19 protein-coding genes are annotated in these 22037 nt (G+C 43.0%); 11 read left to right on the forward strand and 8 right to left on the reverse strand.

Annotated elements, in window-relative coordinates:
- Positions 1-60 precede the first annotated feature (60 nt).
- Positions 61-2091 carry an oxidoreductase gene (locus L4D20_RS19455; protein ID WP_428803247.1) on the forward strand — a complete coding sequence of 677 codons (2031 nt, stop codon included), beginning with the start codon at positions 61-63 and terminating at the stop codon, positions 2089-2091.
- Between the two features lie 143 nt (positions 2092-2234).
- On the opposite strand, the gene L4D20_RS19460 is transcribed toward L4D20_RS19455, so the two are convergent.
- The 4 genes from L4D20_RS19460 to mtnN all read right to left on the reverse strand — a co-directional run bounded on the left by L4D20_RS19460 (position 2235) and on the right by mtnN (position 5471).
- On the reverse strand, positions 2235-2855 hold the full coding sequence (locus L4D20_RS19460; protein ID WP_428803248.1) for a TRIC cation channel family protein: 621 nt from the start codon (positions 2853-2855) through the stop codon (positions 2235-2237).
- A gap of 69 nt (positions 2856-2924) precedes the next feature.
- Positions 2925-3776 (reverse strand): vitamin B12 ABC transporter substrate-binding protein BtuF, encoded by an 852-nt coding sequence (gene btuF, locus L4D20_RS19465; protein ID WP_428803249.1) that lies wholly within the window; start codon positions 3774-3776, stop codon positions 2925-2927.
- Positions 3777-4730, reverse strand: coding sequence for a cobalamin biosynthesis family protein (locus L4D20_RS19470; protein ID WP_428803250.1), 954 nt, complete (start codon positions 4728-4730; stop codon positions 3777-3779).
- Positions 4731-4775: 45 nt separating this feature from the next.
- Complete coding sequence (gene mtnN / locus L4D20_RS19475; protein WP_428803251.1) at positions 4776-5471, reverse strand: 5'-methylthioadenosine/S-adenosylhomocysteine nucleosidase; 696 nt, start codon at positions 5469-5471, stop codon at positions 4776-4778.
- Positions 5472-5693: 222 nt separating this feature from the next.
- Here mtnN and rpsO point away from each other — a divergent pair, with 222 nt between their 5' ends.
- The 5 genes from rpsO (at position 5694) to L4D20_RS19500 (ending at position 11573) form a co-directional block, all read left to right on the forward strand.
- Positions 5694-5963, forward strand: a complete 270-nt coding sequence (rpsO, locus tag L4D20_RS19480) for a 30S ribosomal protein S15 (protein ID WP_017035498.1) — start codon at positions 5694-5696, stop codon at positions 5961-5963.
- Between the two features lie 425 nt (positions 5964-6388).
- On the forward strand, positions 6389-8512 hold the full coding sequence (gene pnp / locus L4D20_RS19485) for a polyribonucleotide nucleotidyltransferase (RefSeq protein ID WP_428803252.1): 2124 nt from the start codon (positions 6389-6391) through the stop codon (positions 8510-8512).
- 127 nt (positions 8513-8639) lie between these two features.
- Positions 8640-9587: a lipoprotein NlpI gene (nlpI, locus tag L4D20_RS19490; protein WP_428803253.1), complete on the forward strand. Its 948-nt coding sequence runs from the start codon at positions 8640-8642 to the stop codon at positions 9585-9587.
- Between the two features lie 140 nt (positions 9588-9727).
- Positions 9728-10135, forward strand: coding sequence for a MarR family winged helix-turn-helix transcriptional regulator (locus tag L4D20_RS19495; RefSeq protein WP_428803254.1), 408 nt, complete (start codon positions 9728-9730; stop codon positions 10133-10135).
- Between the two features lie 100 nt (positions 10136-10235).
- Complete coding sequence (locus L4D20_RS19500) at positions 10236-11573, forward strand: MATE family efflux transporter (protein ID WP_428803255.1); 1338 nt, start codon at positions 10236-10238, stop codon at positions 11571-11573.
- A 70-nt stretch (positions 11574-11643) separates the two neighbouring features.
- On the opposite strand, the gene L4D20_RS19505 is transcribed toward L4D20_RS19500, so the two are convergent.
- From L4D20_RS19505 to L4D20_RS19515, 3 genes are all read right to left on the reverse strand, one after another.
- The gene (locus L4D20_RS19505; RefSeq protein WP_428803314.1) at positions 11644-12522 is read right to left on the reverse strand and encodes a U32 family peptidase; all 879 of its coding nucleotides are present in this window, start codon (positions 12520-12522) and stop codon (positions 11644-11646) included.
- 34 nt (positions 12523-12556) lie between these two features.
- The gene (gene ubiU / locus L4D20_RS19510) at positions 12557-13570 is read right to left on the reverse strand and encodes a ubiquinone anaerobic biosynthesis protein UbiU (RefSeq protein ID WP_428803256.1); all 1014 of its coding nucleotides are present in this window, start codon (positions 13568-13570) and stop codon (positions 12557-12559) included.
- A gap of 146 nt (positions 13571-13716) precedes the next feature.
- The gene (locus L4D20_RS19515) at positions 13717-15756 is read right to left on the reverse strand and encodes an EAL domain-containing protein (protein ID WP_428803257.1); all 2040 of its coding nucleotides are present in this window, start codon (positions 15754-15756) and stop codon (positions 13717-13719) included.
- 252 nt (positions 15757-16008) lie between these two features.
- On the opposite strand from L4D20_RS19515, the gene ubiT reads away from it, so the two are divergent.
- The 4 genes from ubiT (at position 16009) to rimI (ending at position 17945) form a co-directional block, all read left to right on the forward strand.
- Entirely contained in the window at positions 16009-16536 is a 528-nt protein-coding gene (gene ubiT, locus L4D20_RS19520) for a ubiquinone anaerobic biosynthesis accessory factor UbiT (protein WP_428803258.1), read from the forward strand.
- Entirely contained in the window at positions 16520-17026 is a 507-nt protein-coding gene (locus L4D20_RS19525; protein WP_428803259.1) for a GNAT family N-acetyltransferase, read from the forward strand. Before ubiT ends, L4D20_RS19525 begins: the two co-directional genes overlap by 17 nt.
- A gap of 65 nt (positions 17027-17091) precedes the next feature.
- A complete protein-coding gene (locus L4D20_RS19530) occupies positions 17092-17493 on the forward strand; it encodes a DNA polymerase III subunit psi (RefSeq protein ID WP_428803260.1) in 402 nt (133 codons plus the stop codon).
- A gap of 8 nt (positions 17494-17501) precedes the next feature.
- Positions 17502-17945, forward strand: coding sequence for a ribosomal protein S18-alanine N-acetyltransferase (gene rimI, locus L4D20_RS19535; RefSeq protein WP_428803261.1), 444 nt, complete (start codon positions 17502-17504; stop codon positions 17943-17945).
- Between the two features lie 12 nt (positions 17946-17957).
- On the opposite strand, the gene L4D20_RS19540 is transcribed toward rimI, so the two are convergent.
- On the reverse strand, positions 17958-20021 hold the full coding sequence (locus tag L4D20_RS19540; protein ID WP_428803315.1) for an EAL domain-containing protein: 2064 nt from the start codon (positions 20019-20021) through the stop codon (positions 17958-17960).
- A gap of 218 nt (positions 20022-20239) precedes the next feature.
- Between L4D20_RS19540 and prfC the strand changes: the two genes are divergently transcribed.
- Positions 20240-21829 carry a peptide chain release factor 3 gene (gene prfC / locus L4D20_RS19545; protein ID WP_428803262.1) on the forward strand — a complete coding sequence of 530 codons (1590 nt, stop codon included), beginning with the start codon at positions 20240-20242 and terminating at the stop codon, positions 21827-21829.
- Positions 21830-22037: the final 208 nt, after the last annotated feature.

A 22037-nucleotide genomic window follows, 5' to 3' on the forward strand; every position in this document is an offset into this window, starting at 1 on the left:
TTGTTCTAATAGCGGCAGTTTTTGGTTAACAGCCATATTAAATATTAGGGTAATAACAAGATGATGAAACAAGAACATCGAGTACTATTTGAGCCAAACAAAATTGGCCCAATGGAATTGAAAAACCGATACTCAATGGCACCTATGGGGACGTTGGGTTTAGTAGATGGTGATGGCGCATACAACAAACGTGGTATTGATTACTACGTTGCACGTGCGAAAGGCGGTGTTGGTCTTATCATTACCGGTATCCATATGGCAGAGAACGAGTTAGAGCCATTGCCAATGCCTTCTCTTCCTTGCCCAACTTTAAACCCTACGGCTTACCTGCGTAGTGCAAAAGAGATGTGTGAACGTGTCCACAGCCACGGCGCTAAGATCATCGGTCAGATCACAGCAGGCTGGGGTCGTTCAATGATCCCTGGCTTTACGCCTCCAGGGAAAGCAGTTGCTCCTTCAGAGTGTCCAAACCGTTTTGATCCTTCCATCATTCACCGTGAATTGACGACAGAAGAAGTTCAGTACTACATCCGTCAGTTCATTCAAACTGCTGCAATTATGAAAAAAGCAGGCTTTGACGGTGTAGAAGTTCACGCAGTACACGAAGGCTATTTACTGGATCAGTTTACACTCGAGTTCTTTAATAAGCGTACTGACCAATACGGTGGTTCATTTGAAAACCGTTACCGCTTTGCTGTAGAGATCATTAAGGGCATACGTCATGTATGTGGCGATGATTTTGCTATCACACTTCGTTACTCAGTAAAAAGTAATACCAAAGGCTTCGGTCAAGGGATCCTTCCTGGTGAAGAAGCAAAAGAAGTGGGTCGTGATTTAGATGAAGGCCTAAAAGCAGCGAAGTACCTTGTAGAAGCAGGTTGTGACGCATTGAACGTTGATGCCGGTACTTATGATGCGTGGTATTGGAACCACCCGCCAAACTACTTCAAACCGGGTATGTATAAGCCATATTGTAAAGCAGTCGCTGAAGTGGTTGATGTGCCTGTAATCATGGCTGGTCGTATGGATGAACCAAACATGGCTTCACGCGCTGTAAACGAAGGTGTGGCGCAAAATATCTCTTTAGGTCGTCCATTATTAGCAGATCCTGAGATCGTGAATAAGATTCGTCGTGGTCGCCCTGAAGAAGTTCGTCCATGTTTATCGTGTCACCTAGGTTGTTTAGGCCGCATGGCAGAAGTTGGTAACGTATCATGCGCAGTGAACCCTCAATGTGGTCGTGAAGAAGAGTACAAGCCAGAGCCGCTATACAAAAAGCAGAAGCTTGTGGTTATTGGTGGTGGTGTTGGTGGTATGGAAGCGGCACGTACAGCTGCGGACCGTGGTCACGAAGTGGTTCTGTTTGAAAAGTCCGATCGCTTAGGTGGCAATGTAATTCCTGGTAGCCAAGCACCATTTAAACACGATGATGCGACACTTCTAAGCTGGTATGAAGGCGAGATGAAGCGTAAGAATGTTGATGTTCGTATGAATACAGCTGCAAATGTTGATGTAATCAATGCTGAAAAACCAGATACGGTGATCTTCGCGACGGGCTCTCGTCCTGTTGTACCACAAAGCATTAAAGGTATTGATAAGTCTCACGTGATCATCGCTGAAGATATGTTGATGCACCCAGAAAAAATCACCGGTCAGAACGTAACGGTTATTGGTGCGGGCCTTGTAGGCGCGGAAGCGGCTCTATGGATGGCTCAAGAAGGTAAGACGGTAACACTTGTTGATGCAGCAGATGACATCATCGGTGGCCCACACGGGACATGTTTCGCTAATTACTTAATGATGAAAGAGCTGTTAGTGAAAGAGAAAGTGACGGTGAAGACTTCAACCTTCTTGTCACAGATTACGGATTCAGGTGTTGAGTTGCACCCTGCGGATAAAGCAGATGAGATTGAAGCTATAGCAGCAGACCACGTTATCGTAGCTATTGGTTACCGTGCAGAAAACGATATGTTTAAAGAGTTAGAGACGAACCTAGATGTAGAAAACATCTACAACATCGGTGACAGCAAACAAGCACGTACGATTATGACGGCGATTTGGGATGCCTACGAGGTCACTCGTTCTCTGTAGCTTTTGATAATACATCTATTAACAACAAAAGGTTTAACAAAGATAAGCATAATAATCTCCTATTAAGCTAATCACTTTGACGGTATCGGACTAGCGCTGATACCGTCTTTTTTGCTTTATTCAAAGAGTTTATGAACTGTGAATTATTTACCTAACGCAAAAGTAGGTAGAGATAAGTGCCAGCGGATCGCACCGAGACGAATGATTAGGGTGCAGCCCAATCCAGCAAGGAAGGCGGTCGTGGTGTCGAGACCCATCAATAAAGCCATGGTATGGATAATACCGCCAACAATACAAGCCGTTGCGTATACCTCACTTCTAAGTACCATAGGGACTTCACGGGCGAGCATATCGCGAATAATGCCACCTCCGCAGCCGGTGATCACTCCCATGATGACAGCAACCATAGCTGAATCTTGGTACATCAACGATTTTTCAACACCAATGCCAACGAATACAGCCAAACCAATAGCATCGCAAACGGGCAAGATCCACCAAGCGAGTCGTTTTGGTCGACGAACAATCAACATGGTAATGAGACAGGTAATAAAGATGACCCAAAGGTAGGTGGTATCGGTAATCCAAAAAACGGGCGTAGCACCTAAGGCCATATCACGGATGGTACCGCCACCAATTGCGGTCACACTTCCTAGTACAATCACACCAAAAGGATCCATTTTTAGTCGCCCAGCCAGTAGCACGCCAGAGATAGCGAAAATGGCGGTGCCAAATAGATCAAATAGATAAAGCGCCATGGAGTCCATGTTACAGATTACTCTTATTTAGTGTGGAAAATTTCAGGCCGAAATTGTACGTAATTCTCCATCAAAACGTTAGCGTTTTTCTCGAATTGACTGTAAGTGTTCGCATACTTGTTCGATAGCCAAAAGTGTTCTTGGTGTTGGTCGATTTAACCAGTCAGATTGAAGTGTCCAAACCGACTCATTTTTAATTGCAGGCAGTTGCTCTTGCCATTTTAGCCACATATTGCCATCGCTCATTGCGTGCTCAGATAAAAACAGTGCTTCTGGTTGAGCGACAACGACTTGTTCAATACCAACTTGAGGGTATGACGTTGGGCTCTTCTCAAATATATTTACTCCACCACAAAATGAGAAGACCTCACTAGGCCAGTGTCCCTGGGCCACGGTAATGATCGGTTTTTCGCTGAGCTGATAAAAATAGCGAACAGGCTCATCTACTTGGTATTTATTCGATAACTCAGTGAGTCGCTTACGAAATTCTTTAGCTTGATGATAACCGTATTCAGGGTTGTCGCTGTAGTGACTTAGCTGTTCGATATTGTCAGCAATATCATCAAGGGTTGACGTCGTTGAGTAGTAGATATTAAAGCCAAATCGTTCAAGCATCTCTAACTCTTTTTGCGGGTTTCCTGATGGCCAAGCAATAATGAGGTCGGGTTGAAGTGCAATGATTCTTTCAAGCTTCATACCTTGATAGTTAGCGACTTTTTCAAGGCTTTGGACTGATTCGGGGTAATCACTCATGGCACTGACTGCAATAAGCTTATCGCCAAGGCCTGCGGCGAAAGCTATTTCAGTTGCGTGTGGTGCCAAAGAGATAATGCGCTCTACGGGAGTTGAATCGATTGTTGTCGCTTGTACGGATAGAGAAAATAAAGAGCCAGAAGCGAGGTGCAGTAAAACAAAAATGAAGCGAGGCATTTAAAACCCTTGATAAATGATAAAAAGAACGGTGCTTTGAATAAGGACCCAAGCAAATACACGCCATGCAATGAGAGTCTGGATCTGAGATAAGTGGATAGCAGCAGGGGCTATACGCCCGCCTATTTTAGCTCGTACACTTTTGCGTTTTTCATAAATGGCTGGGCCACCGAGCGAGAGTTCAAGCTTGTTTCCAACCGAAGACAGTAACCATGCTGGCCCCGGTAGTGGCCATGATGAACTTTGAGTTAGCATAGCTTTGAATGTATAGGTTGCTTTGTTTCCGCAGACAATAAACAGTGCGAATAGACGCAAAGGAATAAAATCCAGTACAGCAACGGCTCGAGTAACAGTGATTCCAAATGGTGAAAAGGTTAAGCGAGACGGTGACCAAGCCCTAGCTAATTCTGCGGATAAACGATACACCAACGCCCCTCCGCCTCCAGCAATGGCAAACCAAAAAAGAACGCATACGACATTACGACCGTAGCCCATAATAATGGTCTCAGCACCTGCTTTCCCTAACCCTAAGGCTGATAAGCTGCTGGTGTCTCGATTAAGTACAGGAGAGAGTAATGTTCTTGCCCCTGCTTTATCATCATGCGCCAATGCTTTGGTTAATCCATTCGCCAGTTTTTCATTACTTCGCCAGTCTATTGCTAAGAGTAATAAAGCAAGTTCAAACAGTTGCGGTTGCCAAACTAGCGGCTTTAACGCCCAAAGGACCAGCAGAGTCGGTATAACCATTAACAGCCAAGCCAAAGTACCGGAAATAAGACTTTGAGAGTAATTGCTGTTGATATTCACTTTGTCAGCCAGTTGCTCGGCGAATTTATGCCATAACGTGACTGGGTGAGCTTCTCTGGGAATGGGGATAATTAGATGAAATAGCAATGCTCCCCACATAACGAGGAGCGTTCCATTTGAATATAGCTGACTAAAAATTTCTTCCATGATATTTGTCGTTAATTACTCTAGCGTCAGTGACTCTTCAATTTACTACTTAAGCAGTTGCACCATTTTAATTACCATTTCTGATGAGCTTTGCGCTGCTAATGGTAAAAACTCTTCAAAACTCATTGGTGACTCTTTATCGGCCACATCCGAAATAGCACGCACAACAACAAATGGAACGTTAAACTGATGACAAGTTTGTGCAATTGCAGACGCTTCCATTTCAACAGCAATTACTGATGGGAAATGCTTGCGAATGAACTCTTGGCGCTCAGCGCTACAAACGAACGCATCGCCAGTGCAAATTAGGCCACGAACGGCATGCTTATCTTCCATTTGTGTCAGCGCTTGCTCTGCGATATCCATTAATTTTTGGTCTGCGGTGAAAGCGGCAGGTTGACCAGCCATTTGACCAATTTCATAACCAAATGCAGTTACATCAGCGTCATGATGGCGAACTTCTGTTGAAATAACCACATCGCCAAGGTTAAGCGTTGAATCAAAACCACCGGCAGAGCCTGTATTAATTACAACATCTGGTTGATATTCATCAAGTAATACTGTTGTGCCAATAGCAGCGGCTACTTTACCAATACCTGATTGTAAAACAACTACATCAACACCGTTTAATTCACCAGAGAAGAAAGTACAGCCAGCTTTGCTGACTTCTTTGCAGTTCGTAATGGCTTGCTTTAGGATGCTTACTTCTTGTTCCATTGCGCCAATGATGCCGATTTTCATGTTTGTTCCTAGTAAATTAATTAAAGGTGTTAAGCCTAAGTTTAACATGAAAAAATTCGACGCAAATAATCTTTAAGCGATAGGGTGAGGGTGTGGGCAAATTCAAGTTACCATATTCAGTTGCCATAGTTCTGAGATTCCCCTATAATCCGCGCTTCGCGTAGTGGCTGAATCAGAGATTGGCTGCTACAACTACAAACCTACTCTTATTAGGAGAGCATTATGTCTCTGAATGCAGAAACTAAAGCAGCAATCGTTGCAGAATACGCACAATCTGAAGGCGACACTGGTTCACCAGAAGTTCAAGTAGCACTACTTACTGCTTCTATCAACCACCTTCAAGGTCACTTCAAAGCTCACAAAGGCGATCACCACAGCCGCCGTGGTCTTCTACGCATGGTATCTAGCCGTCGTAAACTTCTTGATTACTTGAAAGGCAAAGACCTAGCTCGTTACCAAGATCTAATCAAACGTCAAGGTCTACGTCGCTAATAGTAGCTGCATAGAAAGTTTGTTTAGAAAGGGGCTATATGCCCCTTTTTTGTTGCCTGCGATTTACTGCTTTTGTTATATCTTGTCTTTACCTTCTTGTTTTTAAACTTCCCTTGCGCATTTATTCCAACTCAATCCCCATTTATTCTCGGTGATAGCTTATTTATTTTCGGTCAGAGAAAAGGGGAATAGCAAAACACCACTCATATGGTTTATACTACGCCTCGCCTGTAATGCTCTCGCATTTGGCAGATAAAATTGTTCAAGAATTACAGTCACAGATGTCGGCCTATTGGTCGCGACTATTCAAAAGCGATTAGGTTAATCAACTATTACCCTTAGTCTCTTTTCACTAGTCGCGATTGGTAATCTCTTGAACTGTCACTTACTTATTCTAAAGTTACTCTTTAGATCAAGGATATATAATGTTTGAAAAACCAGTTGTAAAGTCGTTTCAATACGGCAATCACACAGTTACTCTAGAAACTGGCGTTATCGCACGTCAAGCTACTGCTGCTGTAATGGCGACTATGGACGATACATCAGTATTCGTTTCTGTTGTTGCTAAAAAAGAAGCGGTTGCAGGTCAAGACTTCTTCCCGCTAACAGTTAACTACCAAGAGCGTACATACGCTGCTGGTAAAATCCCTGGTGGTTTCTTCAAGCGTGAAGGTCGTCCTTCAGAAGCTGAGACACTAACAGCACGTCTAATTGACCGTCCAATTCGTCCACTTTTCCCAAGTGCGTTTAAAAACGAAGTTCAGGTTATCGCTACGGTTGTGTCTATCAACCCAGACGTAAATCCAGACATGATCACTATGATCGCAACGTCTGCAGCTCTTGCTATCTCTGGTGCACCATTCAATGGTCCTATCGGTGCTGCACGTGTTGGTCACGTTGATGGTCAACTAGTACTTAACCCTTCAAACACTGAGCTTGAAAGCTCTAAACTGGATCTTGTTGTATCTGGTACTGAAGGCGCGGTACTTATGGTTGAATCTGAAGCTGATAACCTTTCAGAAGAAGAGATGCTTTCTGCTGTTGTTTACGGTCACGACCAACAACAAGTAGTAATCAAAGCGATCAACGAGTTTGCTGCTGAAGTTGCAACTCCTTCTTGGAACTGGACAGCGCCAGAAGTAAACGCAGAGCTTAAAGCACAAGTTGCTGAGCTTGCTGAAACTCGTCTTTCTGAAGCTTACCAAATTACTGAAAAGATGGCTCGCTACGAGCAAGTTGGCGCAATTAAGAACGAAGCAGTTGCTGCTCTAGTTTCACAAAACGAAGAACTGGACGAGCGCGAAATCCGCGGCATGCTTGGTTCTCTAGAGAAAAACGTTGTACGTAGCCGCATCATTGCTGGTAACCCACGTATCGATGGCCGTGAAAAAGACATGGTTCGTGCACTAGATGTACGTACTGGCGTTCTTCCACGTACACACGGTTCTTCTCTATTCACTCGTGGTGAAACTCAAGCACTTGTTACTGCAACGCTTGGTACACAACGTGATGCACAAATTATCGATAGCCTAATGGGTGAGAAGAAAGATCACTTCCTTCTACACTACAACTTCCCTCCATACTGTGTAGGTGAGACTGGTTTCGTTGGTTCTCCTAAGCGTCGTGAAATCGGCCACGGTAAACTAGCTAAGCGCGGTATTGCTGCGGTTATGCCTTCAATTGAAGAATTCCCATACACAGTACGTGTTGTATCGGAAATCACTGAATCTAACGGTTCTTCTTCAATGGCTTCTGTATGTGGTACATCTCTAGCGCTTATGGATGCTGGTGTTCCAATCAAAGCTTCTGTTGCAGGTATTGCAATGGGTCTTGTTAAAGAAGGCGACGATTTCGTTGTTCTTTCTGACATCCTTGGCGACGAAGATCACCTAGGTGACATGGACTTTAAAGTAGCAGGTACTAACGAAGGTATTACTGCACTTCAAATGGACATCAAGATCGAAGGTATCACTAAAGAGATCATGCAGATCGCTCTAAACCAAGCACAAGGTGCGCGTAAGCACATCCTTACTGTTATGGATGAAGCGCTTGGTGGTGCTCGTGATGATATCTCTGAATTTGCTCCACGTATCCACACGCTGAAAATCAACACTGATAAGATCCGTGATGTAATCGGTAAAGGTGGCGCAGTTATCCGTGCTCTTTGTGAAGAGACTGGTACAACAATCGAAATCGAAGACGACGGTACAGTTAAGATCGCTGCAACGTCTGGTGAGCAAGCTGACGACGCAATCAACCGCATCAAAGCACTTACTGCTGAAGTTGAAGTTGGTACTATCTACACAGGTAAAGTTGCACGTCTAGCTGACTTCGGTGCTTTCGTTACTATTCTTCCTGGTAAAGATGGTCTAGTACACATTTCTCAAATCGCTGACAAGCGTATCGAGAAAGTGTCTGATTACCTGACTGAAGGTCAAGAAGTAAAAGTTAAAGTTCTTGAAATCGACCGTCAAGGCCGTGTACGTCTAAGCATGAAAGAAGCGGTAGATAAGCCTGCTGAAGAAACTCCAGCAACTGACGCTGAGTAATTCGCTATACTTAACTAGGTAATTTAACCTATTGAGTATAAAGCATGTTATAAAGGGAGCATTATCGCTCCCTTTTTTATTATCTAAATTCCAGCAAATTCATGTTGGGCGACAGGAGTATCTATTTGTGAAATGGTTTCGTAGCGCCACTATCAGTGCAATTTTGTTGGTAACAGCGGGTTGTGCATCTACCTCTACAACTGATCAAGAACAGTGGATTTATCCACCTATGGCGGTGCCTCTGCAGGCAAGTGTCCAGCAAGAAGTTCAAATTGCTCGTTTAACTCAGCTTCTTCAACGTGCTGATTTAAAAGATGAAGTAAGAGCTAAAATGCATTATGAACGTGGCAACTACTATGACAGTGTTGGCTTACGTGATTTAGCTCGATTGGATTTCAATCAATCACTTTCATTAAACCCTGCACAACCAGATATCTTTAACTTACTGGGTGTCTACTTTACTCAAGTGGGTGAGTTCGATGCAGCCTACGAAGCATTTGACTCTACTTTGGAACTGGATCCTGATAACTCTTATGCGGAACGCAATCGTGCTATAGCGTTATATTATGGTGGACGTATTGATTTAGCGTTTGAAGAAATGTCTCAGCACTTTGAACGTGATACGAGTGATCCATTTGGCGCACTTTGGCTTTACATTATCCAGTCTGAATTAGATTATGAAGTTGCAAAAGCAGACCTGAAAACTCGATATGATGCTCGTAGTGAAGAGTGGGGCTGGGTTCTCGTCGGTTTAACACTCAATGAAATTTCAGAAGAAAACGCATTTAAAGCGATCTTAGTTGGCACGCGAGACAACACGTTACTAGCTCAGCGACTGACTGAAGTTTACTTCTATATGGCGAAGCGTCACCAACAAGACGGTGATTTTGCAAGTGCTATCTCTTTGTACAAGCTAGCATTAGCTGGCAATGTTTTTGAGTATGTTGAGCACCGCTATTCATTCTTAGAACTGAGCCGTATTTACAATCAAGTTAAAGCCGAACAGTTAGCCAAGGCGAAGCTTGAAGCTGAAACAGAGAAACAGGCCGAACAGCAAGCTAAGAGCGATCAATAACCGAACGTCCAATACGCTCTAAATAGAACCGTTTTTTACTGTAGCTACTGAAAGTAGTGTCGAGTAAAAAGCGGTTTTTTATTGTCTTTTATAAATTATGCATTATTATAGTTAGCCTTGCTAACTAAGTGGCTTCGACTGTGCTAAGTGATAACCTAGAAAAAATTGAACGATTTGCTTCGAAAATATGGCGAGTACAGAGCAAAGCCGACCCTATTGGTCAGCTGAGCTTTAACGAATACGACTATTTGAAGGTGATTCAATCTTCAAAAGAAGCGATTCGATTAACGGATCTTGCCAGCGAGATGCAAGTCTCTAAACCTTCAGCGACCAACATGGTTAAACGGCTAGAGAGAAAAGATTTGGTTCAGCGCTTAAGCTGCCCTGAGGATGCGCGTTCAAAACGGGTCATATTAACAGAGAAGGCAATTGTTGGGTTAGAGGATGAAAGTCGAGTGTATGAAGTCATGGCACAAAAACTAGAGCTGAATTTATCCAATGAACAAGTAGAGCAATTAAATAGCCTTCTAAAAAAAGCGCTTAAATAAACATTTAATTATTTAGTTAGCTATGTTAACTAAATGAGATTGGCTCGTGTTAATGAACACGTGCTTCCTTAAATATATAAAAATTCAGTGAGAAGTCATTATGAGTAACAGCATATACCGTCAGTTCTGGCGTTATACGATCCCTACCGTAGCCGCAATGCTGGTCAATGGTTTGTATCAAGTTGTTGATGGAATATTCATTGGTCACTATGTTGGCGCAGATGGATTAGCAAGTATTAACCTAGCGTGGCCCGTTATCGGAACCATCATGGGTTTAGGGATGATGATTGGTGTCGGGACTGGCGCTTTTGTATCTATTAAGCAAGGTGAAAAAAAGGCATTAGAGGCAAAACAAGTACTCGCAACTGGGCTGCTTGCCTTATTTTCTCTTGCGCCAATTGTCTCGGTCAGTTTATGGTTTTTATCTGACGACTTTCTGCTGTTACAAGGTGGATCTGGCAATGTATTAGCGCTTGGTATCCAGTATCTAGACGTTTTGATTGTGACGAGCGTCTTTACGCTAGGGTCAATCGCGATGCCATTCTTGCTTAGAAATGATGACAGTCCGAATTTGGCGACAATCTTGATGATCATTGGTGCGTTAATCAATATCGTTTTAGATTTTGTATTCATTGCGTGGCTTGATTGGGCATTATTGGGAGCAGCTGTCGCCACTGGTATCGCTCAGGCAATTGTTACTGTATTGGGCTTGGCTTACTTCTTCTCAAAACGTGCAAAGGTTCGATTGACAGCGACTTGCTTGGTCATGCGATGGGATGCGTTACCCAAGATTCTCTTTATAGGTGCATCGAGCTTTTTTATGTACGCTTATGGTTCGATGATGGTTGCTTTGCACAATGTTCTATTTACTCAATATGGCAGTGTGATGTACATAGGTGCTTATGCCGTATTAGGTTATATCGTCACTGTTTATTATCTAACGGTTGAAGGGGTAGCCAACGGAATGCAGCCTTTAGTGAGCTATAATTTTGGCGCTAAGAAATTCGATAATATGCGTAAGCTCTTGAAAATAGCAATGGCTACCTCCGTTCTTGGCGGTATCGCGTTTATGGCACTACTCAATCTGTTTCCATATCAAACGGTGATGATATTCAATTCAGCTGATAATGAACTTATCGAAGCGGCTGTATTGGGTATTCGTTTACACCTGTTTGCTCTGTTTTTAGATGGGTTCTTAGTGGTGACCGCCGCATATTATCAGGCCGTCAACCGAGGCAGTAAGGCGATGTTTGTGACGATAGGAAATATGCTCATTCAGCTGCCATTTTTATACTTCTTGCCGAAGATGTGGGGAATAGATGGAGTTTGGATTGCTTATCCTCTGTCTAATATCGCACTTAGCCTAGTCGTGATTGTCATGTTATTAAGAGACCTTAAACAGTTTGAACACCAGCAAAGTGACATGGTTCAAGCGTAAGGAGCAAACATAAAAAAGGTTTAACATAAGCTAAACCTTTGAATTTATTTTTGATTGGCAAGGACGCTAATCAGATATTTTTCACATCAAGTCCTGCTAATTGATGCCAGTAACCATTGCACTGTTTATCTTGAATAGTCTGCGGCTTCTGACCGTGTTCGTTTGCTCTGAACTGATCGACATCGCTAAATGTGTCTAGACCAAGAGGGCTTAAACGCACCACATCAACTAACCCTTTCATACTTGGTAAGTCATTGATCAAGTTATAACAATACCCTGATTGTGTCTGAATGCCGTTTAGGTTAAATACCGTTTGGCCTTCTTGGCTGTCTACCTGCATACCAGTTGGATACTTAATACAGCAAGTTTCACAATCATCCTTTGCCTTGTTTTCTGCGCGGGCTGTAAAGCACCGTGCGGAGTAAGCGAGAGGCAAGTAACCGTGACTAAAGACTTCCACTTCAAACTGATTTCTTATGCCAATATCATCACACTGAGTAAGAACGTTGTTTAGCCAATCTCTTGATAGTTCAACCGGCATACACCAACGAATCATGCCCTGTTTTAAGAACAGCTTCAGCGTGTGCGCATTATAAGTATTCACTGCCGGGCCAACAACGAAAGGGGTTTTGTGTTCATGCGCAAGCTGTATTGCAGAGACATCATTCGCTTCAATCGCAAAATCTCCGTTATCAATATATCGTTTCATCACATTGACTTCGCTCGGCGCTTCCAACAGAGCCATTGTGGATAGTATAACCTGCTTACCACTGCCTGTTAGCTCTTTGGCAATATCAAACCAGTGGGCAGCTTTCATTTCACGACGCTTAGAGCAGACGGCCTCTCCAAGGTAAATGATGTCCGAAGAGCTCTCTTTCGCCTGTTGATAAAAACTGTCAACGTCTTGTTTTGGCCAGAAATAAAGGAGAGGACCTAGTGCATATTTCATAGTGTTTTCCATACTGTTCTCCATAACTGAGGCTCTATTGCCACTTACGGTGGTATGCACCCAACGTCGTTTGAGTACCTTCTGAAACGTTGGCAAGTGCTGCGTTCCAAGCGGCTTCAACTTGGTAGGCTTCAGGATTGGCAAGGTAGCGATCAATCGCTGCTCTCCATGTGCGAGTCACCTGTTCTACATAAGCAGGGCTACGCTGTCGACCTTCAATCTTTACCGAAGCGACATTCGCAGCAAAAAGCTCTGGTAACATCGATAAAGTATTTAAACTGGTTGGCTCTTCTAGCGCGTGATAAAGCTTACGCTCACCGTCAACATCGGCTTCAAATCTGCCTTTGCATAATGTAGGGTAGCCCGCGTTTTCACCCGCAGCATATTTATCAATAAGGATCTCATTTAAACGAGACTCTAGGCCAGAATCGGTCTCTTGCCAACGTACGTATTTAGCTGGGGAGCAGGCCCCTACTGTATTTGGTGATTCACCTGTCATGTACGACGATAGGTAGCAACGCCCTTCAGCCATGATACACAGGCTGCCAAAAGCGAACACTTCAAGTTCAACGCCTTGAGGGATGTTACGGGATAGCTGTTTAACCTGATGAATGGATAAAACACGTGGCAGAACAACACGCTTCACGTTGAAGTTTTGCTGATAGAAATTGATGGCGGCTACGTTAGTGGCAGACGCTTGAACCGACAAATGTAATTCAAGATCAGGGTATTTATTAGCCGCGTATTCAAGAACTGCAATATCGGCAACAATTAGCGCATCGACACCCAAAGCCGCGGCATTATCGACGGCACTCGTCCAACGCTCAAACCCATTAGGGTGTGCAAAAGTATTTAGTGCGACATGAATTTTTTTACTGCGGTCGTGAACATATTGCACCGCTTTATCTAATTTTTTTCCGGCAAAGTTAAGACCTGCAAAATGACGCGCATTCGTATCATCTTTAAAGCCAATATATACCGCATCAGCACCACAATCGATGGCCGTTTTGAGTGCAGGCAAATTACCTGCTGGGCATAGGAGTTCCATTGCTCAGTACCAATTTTTTCAAAGTGACCGCATTTTATGAAGAATTATGAATAGCGAATTTGATGTAAGGCAGGTTTCGGTGAATAAATCAGGTTTCAATGAGCAATTAGTGACAAATAGCTAAATGGGGGTAGCGAGATCAGAGGTTAACTTTTATGTCGACGATTCTGGACAAAGAGCTCTTCAACTTCTTGCTTTGGTTGAGGGCGATAGAAATGGAATCCTTGTATTGAATGGCAATTGAGATTAGACAGGAGTGTCGCTTGCTGCTGTGTTTCGACACCTTCTGCAACCACAGACAAATCTAATGATTTACCAAGATTGATGATGTTTTCAATAACAGTAATCTGTTTTGGTAGGGTGTCTATATCACTGATGAAAGCGCGATCTATTTTAAGCTCATCGATAGGGAAGCGAGCCAAATAAGAGAGAGATGAGTAGCCAGTACCAAAGTCATCGATTGAGAGTGAAAAGCCTAGCTTCTTGATGGCGTTGAGCATTTGAATCGTATGCTCACTGTCACTCATTACGGCGCTTTCTGTCAGCTCAAAGGTAATACAGTTAGGATCAAGATCGGTTGAACGGAGTAGTTTCTCCATATAATCAATCAATTTAGGGTTTCCAAACTGCTCAGGAGATAAATTGATCGCCACTCGACCCGGTAAAATACCTTGAAGCTTCCAGCGTTTTACCGTGGCGAATACTTCACGCATGACTACTCGACCTAGATGCTCAATTAGCCCGGCTTTTTCAGCAACAGGAATGAAGGAAGATGGGCTGATATAGCCCTCTACCGGGTGCTTCCAGCGTATTAAAGCTTCAGCGCCGTTGATGCTAAAATCACGGGCATTAACCTTAGGTTGATACCAAACCTCTAAGCCATTTTGCTGGAGTGCTTTTTGTAGTTCGATCTCTAGCCATAATCTCATCCGAGCTTCTTTGTTCATCTGATCATTAAATTTAATCAAACGATTTCGACCACGATCTTTCGCTTCGTACATCGCAGTATCAGCATTTTGCAGTAAGATCCGTGCATCGTTACCATCACCAGGGTAGGCAACGCTACCAATTGAGCATGATAGGCGCTTACTAAAGTGGTGAAGATCAAAGGGTTGATTAATTAGACCAATAATTCGTTCAGCTAGGATCTCCGCCATTCGATTGTTTTCAGGTTGAGGCAAAATCAAACCAAATTCATCGCCACCTAAATGGCCAAGAATGGCTTGTTGAGGCAATAAGCGCTTTAGACGAGAAGAAACTTCTTTAATGACCTTATCGCCAATGTGATGACCTAAAGAGTCGTTAATGTTTTTGAAGTTATCGATATCGAGATAGAGCATGATGAGTGGTGTTTCATTTTGAATGAACTGCTCTAAACGTTTGGTAAAACCAAAGCGATTGAACGATCCCGTCAACGTATCGATATGTGCATCTTCTTGTGAAGAGCTAGAAAGCTGCTTGGAAGCGCTTTCAGCGTCTTGAATCAACACCAATTGTGATTTATTGCCGAGCACAATAGTGGAGTCAGCATGAAGTTGTACTTTTCTCTCTAAGCCGCAACGAGGTCCGGTAAGACAAATAAATGGAGCGTCGGCAATGAGCGTGCTTAAAGGGGTGTTAAATACGGTTTTACTTTTTTCATCAACAAACAGTCGAGTAAGGTCTTCGCCTAGCAGGTCTGCGGTTGAATTCATCCCCAGCAAACGAATAGCCGATGGGTTAGCAGAGATAATACAGTCGTCTTCCACGAGAAGCAGTCCGTCAGGAAGAAGTGATGCAAGTGTTGAGTATTTACTTTCCGACTCTTCGAGAGAGCGAATTAAGATCTGTTTTTCAGACGTATCGATAGCATGAAAAACAATTTGCTCAACCTTATTACCATTGATGATAGGGGATAAGCTGAAGTGTAAGCTGGTATCAACATCTATCTCATGAAGCGTTATTTCTGCTTCAAGTGTTTCGCCTTTAAAGGCTCGGTCATAATAAGGTTTGATGTGCTGATAAAAATGACTCCCAAGAATTTGAGTATCATTCATACCAGTGAGTTCGTTTAACGAAAGGCCTGCAATGTCACAGTACCGCTCATTGACCATACTGTAGCTATGCTGCTCGTCTAAGACGGCAAAAAAGAAAGGGCTGTGTAGTGTGATTTTTTCAAACCAGTGCTGTAATTGTTGCGCAGGCATCAATAACTACCAACTCTCCATTGCGTTTAGAGTTTCACAGATGTCGTGAAACATGAGACGATACATTAACTATACCCGTGATTCCTTATATGTAAAAGCTTCTGCTCGCTATAAAGCTTTTGTTTTATATAAAGCTTTAATGCTATATAAAGTAAAAAACACAATGTTGAGTTTTTTGACACATAACAGGAATCTGTACCAGTACATCAATTATGATGAAACATTATATTTACAAAGTAACGGATAACACGCGTGATAAACAAGATTCGTACTCAACTAGTTCAAAATGCAGCATCAATTTTGCGATCCCCAGTCCACTTTTTGCCTCAAATTGTTCAAAAAAAAGCCTTACTAGAAGCAATGAAAGCGGTCTTTAAAGAAGCGCTTGAAGATGGTGATTTTGAGTTTTTAGAAGATAAGTGGTTAAAGGTTGAAGTTCGCGATATGGAACTGTGTTGGTATATCAGTTATCAGCAAGAGAAATTAATTGTTGCGGATAATCCAGTCACCGAAGATGTGAGCTTTTCTGGAGACCTTAACGACCTAGTTCTTATTGCAGGGCGAAAAGAAGACCCAGATACACTATTTTTCCAACGCAGACTTTCTATTGAAGGCGATACTGAGCTGGGTTTGGAAGTAAAGAACTTAATGGATAGCGTTGATTTAGAACTTTTGCCTAAGCCGATGCAGCTTGTTTTAGCGCAGTTAGCAGACTTTGTACAAAAAGGTGTTCAAGCATCTGTGAGCAATAATGAGGTAGCCAATGCTTATACGAACTGAAGCTCCAGTTGATATTTTACCAATTGACCGTTTAGTCAAATCAGCCTTTGATACAGAAGCTGAAGCGAATCTGGTCATGAAACTTCGTGAGAATAGTCATCTAACGCTTTCGTTAGTGGCCTGCACCGATGAAGGCGAAGTGATTGCCCACGCAATGTTTAGCCCAATTGTCGTTGAAGGCGAAGATCATCACTGGCAGGGCTTAGCTCCAGTCTGTGTAAAAGAAGAGTATCGCAATCAAGGCATTGCTGAATCTTTAGTGAAAGAAGGGCTCTCTTCGCTACTTGAGTTTGGATACCCGGTATGTGTGGTGCTGGGTGATCCTAGTTACTACTCTCGTTTTGGTTTTGTAAGTGCTAGCCAACACGGTTTTCATTGCCAATGGGACGTGCCTGAAGGGGCGTTTCAAATAGTTGAGCTTGCGGACGGGCAATTAGCGTCGCGCTCTGGTTTGATTGAATATTGTCCTGAATTTAGTGAGCTAGATTAAGCGCTTTCTTTATTGGTTATATTTGTTAGGATCGACGCGTTTTTACGTTTCGCAGGTTACTGTCAATGTCACAAACTGAACTTCAATATTTGCAGGAAATGGGAATCGACACTTGGCAGTTAAGTCATCCTGAGCGGATAGAAGGCTATCAATCGCCTCACTTTAACTTACCATCTAGTTGTAAGTTGTTGTTGGTTTCCTGTGAGCGACCAAGTGGTGAGTTAGCCGTGATGTTCGAACGTGTACTCAAAAGTATTAAGCTTTCGTTAGATCAAGCGCTGCACATCTACCCTGAGCAATTAGCATCTTTAGGTGAGCATCAGCTTACTTGGATCTGGTATGCGGGTGAGGCGTCTGTAGAGGGCGCCATCACAGCTAAAAAATTAGAATCACCACTCCTTTCATCAATTAATGGCCACAATGAGCACCGAAGAGCACTTTGGCAGCAAATTTGTTCTTACGAGTAATGATATAAATGTTTGAAATTATCCCTCTTAACGAGTCTCACCTAACGTCTGTTTTTTCAATTGAGCAGAGTGCTCATTCTCATCCGTGGGCTGAATCCATGATCCGTGATGTGAATAGTCGTGGAGCGTGCCATCATGTGATGCTGGTGGATAAGCAGGTTGTAGGCTATTTTTACGCGCAGAATATAGTCGGTGAAGTGACACTACTCAATATTGCCGTCGATCCTAAGTCGCAAGGAAAAGGCTACGGTAAAGAGCTAACAGAGTTCTTTTTAGAAATGTGTGAAAAAGTAAATGCTGAGAGTGCTTGGCTTGAAGTGAGAGAAAGTAATAAGAAAGCATATCAGCTGTATGAGTCGGCAGGGTTTAATGAACTCGATCGACGCGTAAATTATTATCCAACCGATAAAGGTAAGGAAGATGCCATTATCATGAGCTATCTGTTCTTATAAGATTCAATCCGGTTATTTAGGGAGCGCTTTAACAACGTGTTCCTTGACCTCTCTTTCAGGCACTTGGTATAGGTTCTTCTCAAATCGACTAACCACTTCAGATGCAGGTAGTGGCTTATCAAATAAATAACCTTGGAACTGGTCACACCCCAATTGCTTTAGCGCATGCAGTTCATATTGATCTTCCACTCCTTCCGCAATCACTTCCAAATTCAATCGTCTCGCTGTCATCACTATGGTGTCGACGATGGCCTGATCACTTTCATCTAGATGCAATTTAGTCACAAATGAGCGATCAATTTTAAGTACATCAGCTGAAAGTAGCTTTAGATATCGCAGTGATGAGTAACCAGTCCCAAAATCATCAATGGATATTTTTAGCTGATGCTCTTTAAGTAATGCCATCTTTTGAATGGCACTTTCTACGTTTTCCAGTAATAAGCTCTCTGTTATTTCAAGCTCTAGGTGTTCACCAGTAATGCCTGATTGAGAAAGCGCTTGAGTGATGTGTTCGACAAAAGAGTCTTTAGAAAACTGCAGAGGACTGATGTTAATGGCAAGGCGGCGAAAAGTACTAGGCAGCACGCCCTGTTTTTTCCAAATTGAGTATTGATAACAAGCCTGCTCGATGATCCAATCACCGATAGGTAGGATTTGCCCCGTCTCTTCTGCGATAGGCATAAACACGCCCGGCGGTAGCAAGCCTCTCTCTGGATGATTCCAACGGATTAGCGCTTCTACGCCGACAATTTGATGTTTCTCATTCACTTGAGGTTGATAGTAGAGTTCAAGCTGGTCCTTATTCAGAGCCTCATGAAGACCTTTTTCAATTTCCAGAAAAGACTCGACCTGAGCCTGCATTTCAGGTTCATAAAACATGTAGTTATTTCTACCTGAACCTTTTGCTCGATATAAAGCCGTATCTGCTTGGCGCAGGACATCGATATTGGTACTGCCTACCGAAGGGAAGACGGAGATACCAATGGTGACGGTACAATATAGTTGGTGTTCATCAATAGAGTAGGGGTTGGAAATCAACGCCAATAGCTGTTTCGCGATATCAGCGGCTTTGTCTGTGGTGAGGTGAGGAATTAAAATGACAAACTCATCACCACCAATTCTTGCAGCGATATAATCTTCTTTTAGCCAAGCTTCTAACCGTTTAGAAATCGCTTTGAGTAAGTTATCCCCAATCGTGTGGCCCAATGAATCATTGATGGTTTTAAAGCGATCAAGATCTAGGTAGAACAACACACCTGTTGAGTTTGTTCTATTTGCTTCGTCGATATAGTCACTCAATGTTTGTAGCAATAGCGCTCGATTTGCCAACCCCGTTAGCGTGTCGTAGTAGGCTAACTTATTTAATTGAGCTTCAGCGGCTTCTCGTTGTTGCCATAAATTATGAAAAGAAACCGCAAGCTCTCCGAGTTCGTCGTGGTGTTTTTGGGCGGGAATCGGGACTGAACTGTCTTTATCTTGCAGCGACTTAACCCATGTAATTAAAGTGACAATTGGCTTAGAGAGTTTGTAATAGAAAAAAGCCAGCAAAATCGTGGTCAGCAGTATGTTTCGAATCAAGTCAAACAAAATGGCCTGAGTCATCTTGGTTAAAAAGTCTTTCGCAATATTGGTTCCGTTAACAGAGAAACTTAATTCGCCAACGATTAGCTTTGAATTAGGTTGGTGTAGCGCTGATTTATATATGGGAGCTGTCGGCGTTAAGTAATCAGATAACACTTCAATAAGAGAGCTTTGTGAGACTATATGGCGTTCGTTTTCCGTTAAGGTATCGCCGAAATCATCAATAATTTCAACTCTATAAATGGCATCGTCCATCATCAGGCTTGAAGCGACTTGCTCTGCAAGTAAGTGATTGAGATGGTAAGCGGCCTGGCTGGCATTTGAGTAATTTTGTAGTAGTTTGAATTGGTAGTGTTCTTCAATACGCGTTTGTTCTTTATGAAGGTCAACCAATATATGATAAAAACTAAAACAGAGCCCCAGTATCACAGATACTAGAAATACGGTTTTTGCTTGACGAAATGCGAGAGAATTTATCTGTTTGGATTTATACATAGCTACTTTAAGTTCCACCTACTTACTTAGTTATAGCCCATAATCATCGATAAATTAACAACAAAGCGCATTGAAAGGAATTAATCGTGCCTGTAGTCGGGCTTTAGTTGCTCAAAGTGCAAATATAAGCGAGAATATCGCGCAAAATTGAATCGAACTGCTAGCTCGGCACTGTTTCTTTGTCACCTTAGCTCACTAGCCCAAAAGAAGACCTTTTCATGTCAAATACTCCATTTATTGGTGAAGTTTCTAAACGTAGAACGTTCGCTATTATCTCTCACCCGGATGCGGGTAAAACCACCATTACTGAAAAAGTATTGTTGTTCGGAAACGCTATTCAAAAAGCGGGAACGGTAAAAGGTCGTGGCTCTAACCAGCATGCAAAATCAGACTGGATGGAGATGGAAAAAGAGCGTGGCATCTCGGTAACAACCTCAGTAATGCAGTTTCCATACAATGAGTGTTTGGTTAACCTTCTAGATACTCCAGGGCACGAAGACTTCTCAGAAGATACCTACCGAACGTTAACAGCGGTTGATTCTTGCTTGATGGTGATTGATGCGGCGAAAGGTGTCGAAGATCGTACTCGCAAACTGATGGAAGTTACTCGTCTGCGCGATACGCCTATCGTTACCTTTATGAACAAACTTGACCGTGATGTTCGTGACCCAATGGAAGTACTCGATGAAGTTGAAAGCGAGCTGGGTATGGCTTGTGCTCCGATTTCATGGCCAATTGGTTGTGGTAAAGAGTTCAAAGGTGTTTATCACATTCACCGTGATGAGACGATTTTGTATGAATCAGGTCATGGTCATGAGATTCAGGAAGTTCGCACGATCAAAGGTCTAGATAACCCTGAGCTTGATGAAGCTGTCGGTGCTGATCTTGCTGAAAGTGTTCGTGAAGAGATTGAACTGGTTATGGGTGCATGCCCAGAGTTCGACCAAGAGCTTTTCTTAGCGGGTGAGTTAACGCCTGTCTACTTTGGTACAGCACTGGGTAACTTCGGTGTGGATCATATGCTAGATGGTCTAACAGAGTGGGCTCCAGGTCCTCAAACTCGTCAAGCTAATGAGCGTGAAGTTGTCGCGACTGAAGAGAAGTTCTCAGGCTTCGTATTTAAGATTCAAGCAAACATGGATCCTAAACACCGTGACCGCATTGCCTTCATGCGCATAGTGTCGGGCACTTACAATCAAGGTATGAAGATGAATCATGTTCGTACTGGTAAGAGTGTCAGTATTTCAGATGCCGTAACGTTTATGGCAGGCGATCGCTCTCGTGCTGAAACGGCATACGCGGGTGATATTATCGGTCTGCATAACCACGGTAAGATTCAGATTGGTGATACCTTCACTCAAGGTGAAAACCTGAAGTTCTCGGGGATTCCTAACTTTGCTCCTGAACTGTTCCGTCGTATTCGCCTTCGTGATCCATTGAAGCAAAAGCAGCTTCTAAAAGGGTTAGTTCAGTTATCTGAAGAGGGCGCTGTACAAGTATTCCGTCCACTGCAAAATAATGACCTAATTGTTGGCGCGGTAGGTGTTCTACAGTTTGATGTGGTTGTTGCTCGTCTGAAATCTGAATATAACGTTGAAGCGATTTACGAAAGTGTGAACGTTGCAACGGCTCGTTGGGTTGAGTGTGATGATGATAAGAAGCTTGAAGAATTTAAGCGTAAGAGCCAAGCGAATCTAGCTTTGGATGGTGGTGATAATTTATCTTACGTTGCACCAACGATGGTGAACTTGAACTTAGCGAAAGAGCGTTTTCCTGATATTGAATTCCGAGCGACTCGCGAACACTAATATTCTTCATATTTGATACTGTAGCTGCGTTAACTACGCTCAGCTTCCCTAGTCACATAGTTTACTATGCTCCTAGGGTAAGCTTCGCTTGTTGCCTTGCTACAGCAGCAACTATTTTGAATATTTGGTTTAAGAATCTGCTTGCTTTAGATACAAAAATGCCGCTGTTTATTAATAAACAGCGGCATTTTTTCGTCTATCGGAAGGG

The sequence above is a fragment of the Vibrio kyushuensis genome (assembly GCF_050337325.1).
Classification (GTDB): domain Bacteria; phylum Pseudomonadota; class Gammaproteobacteria; order Enterobacterales; family Vibrionaceae; genus Vibrio; species Vibrio kyushuensis.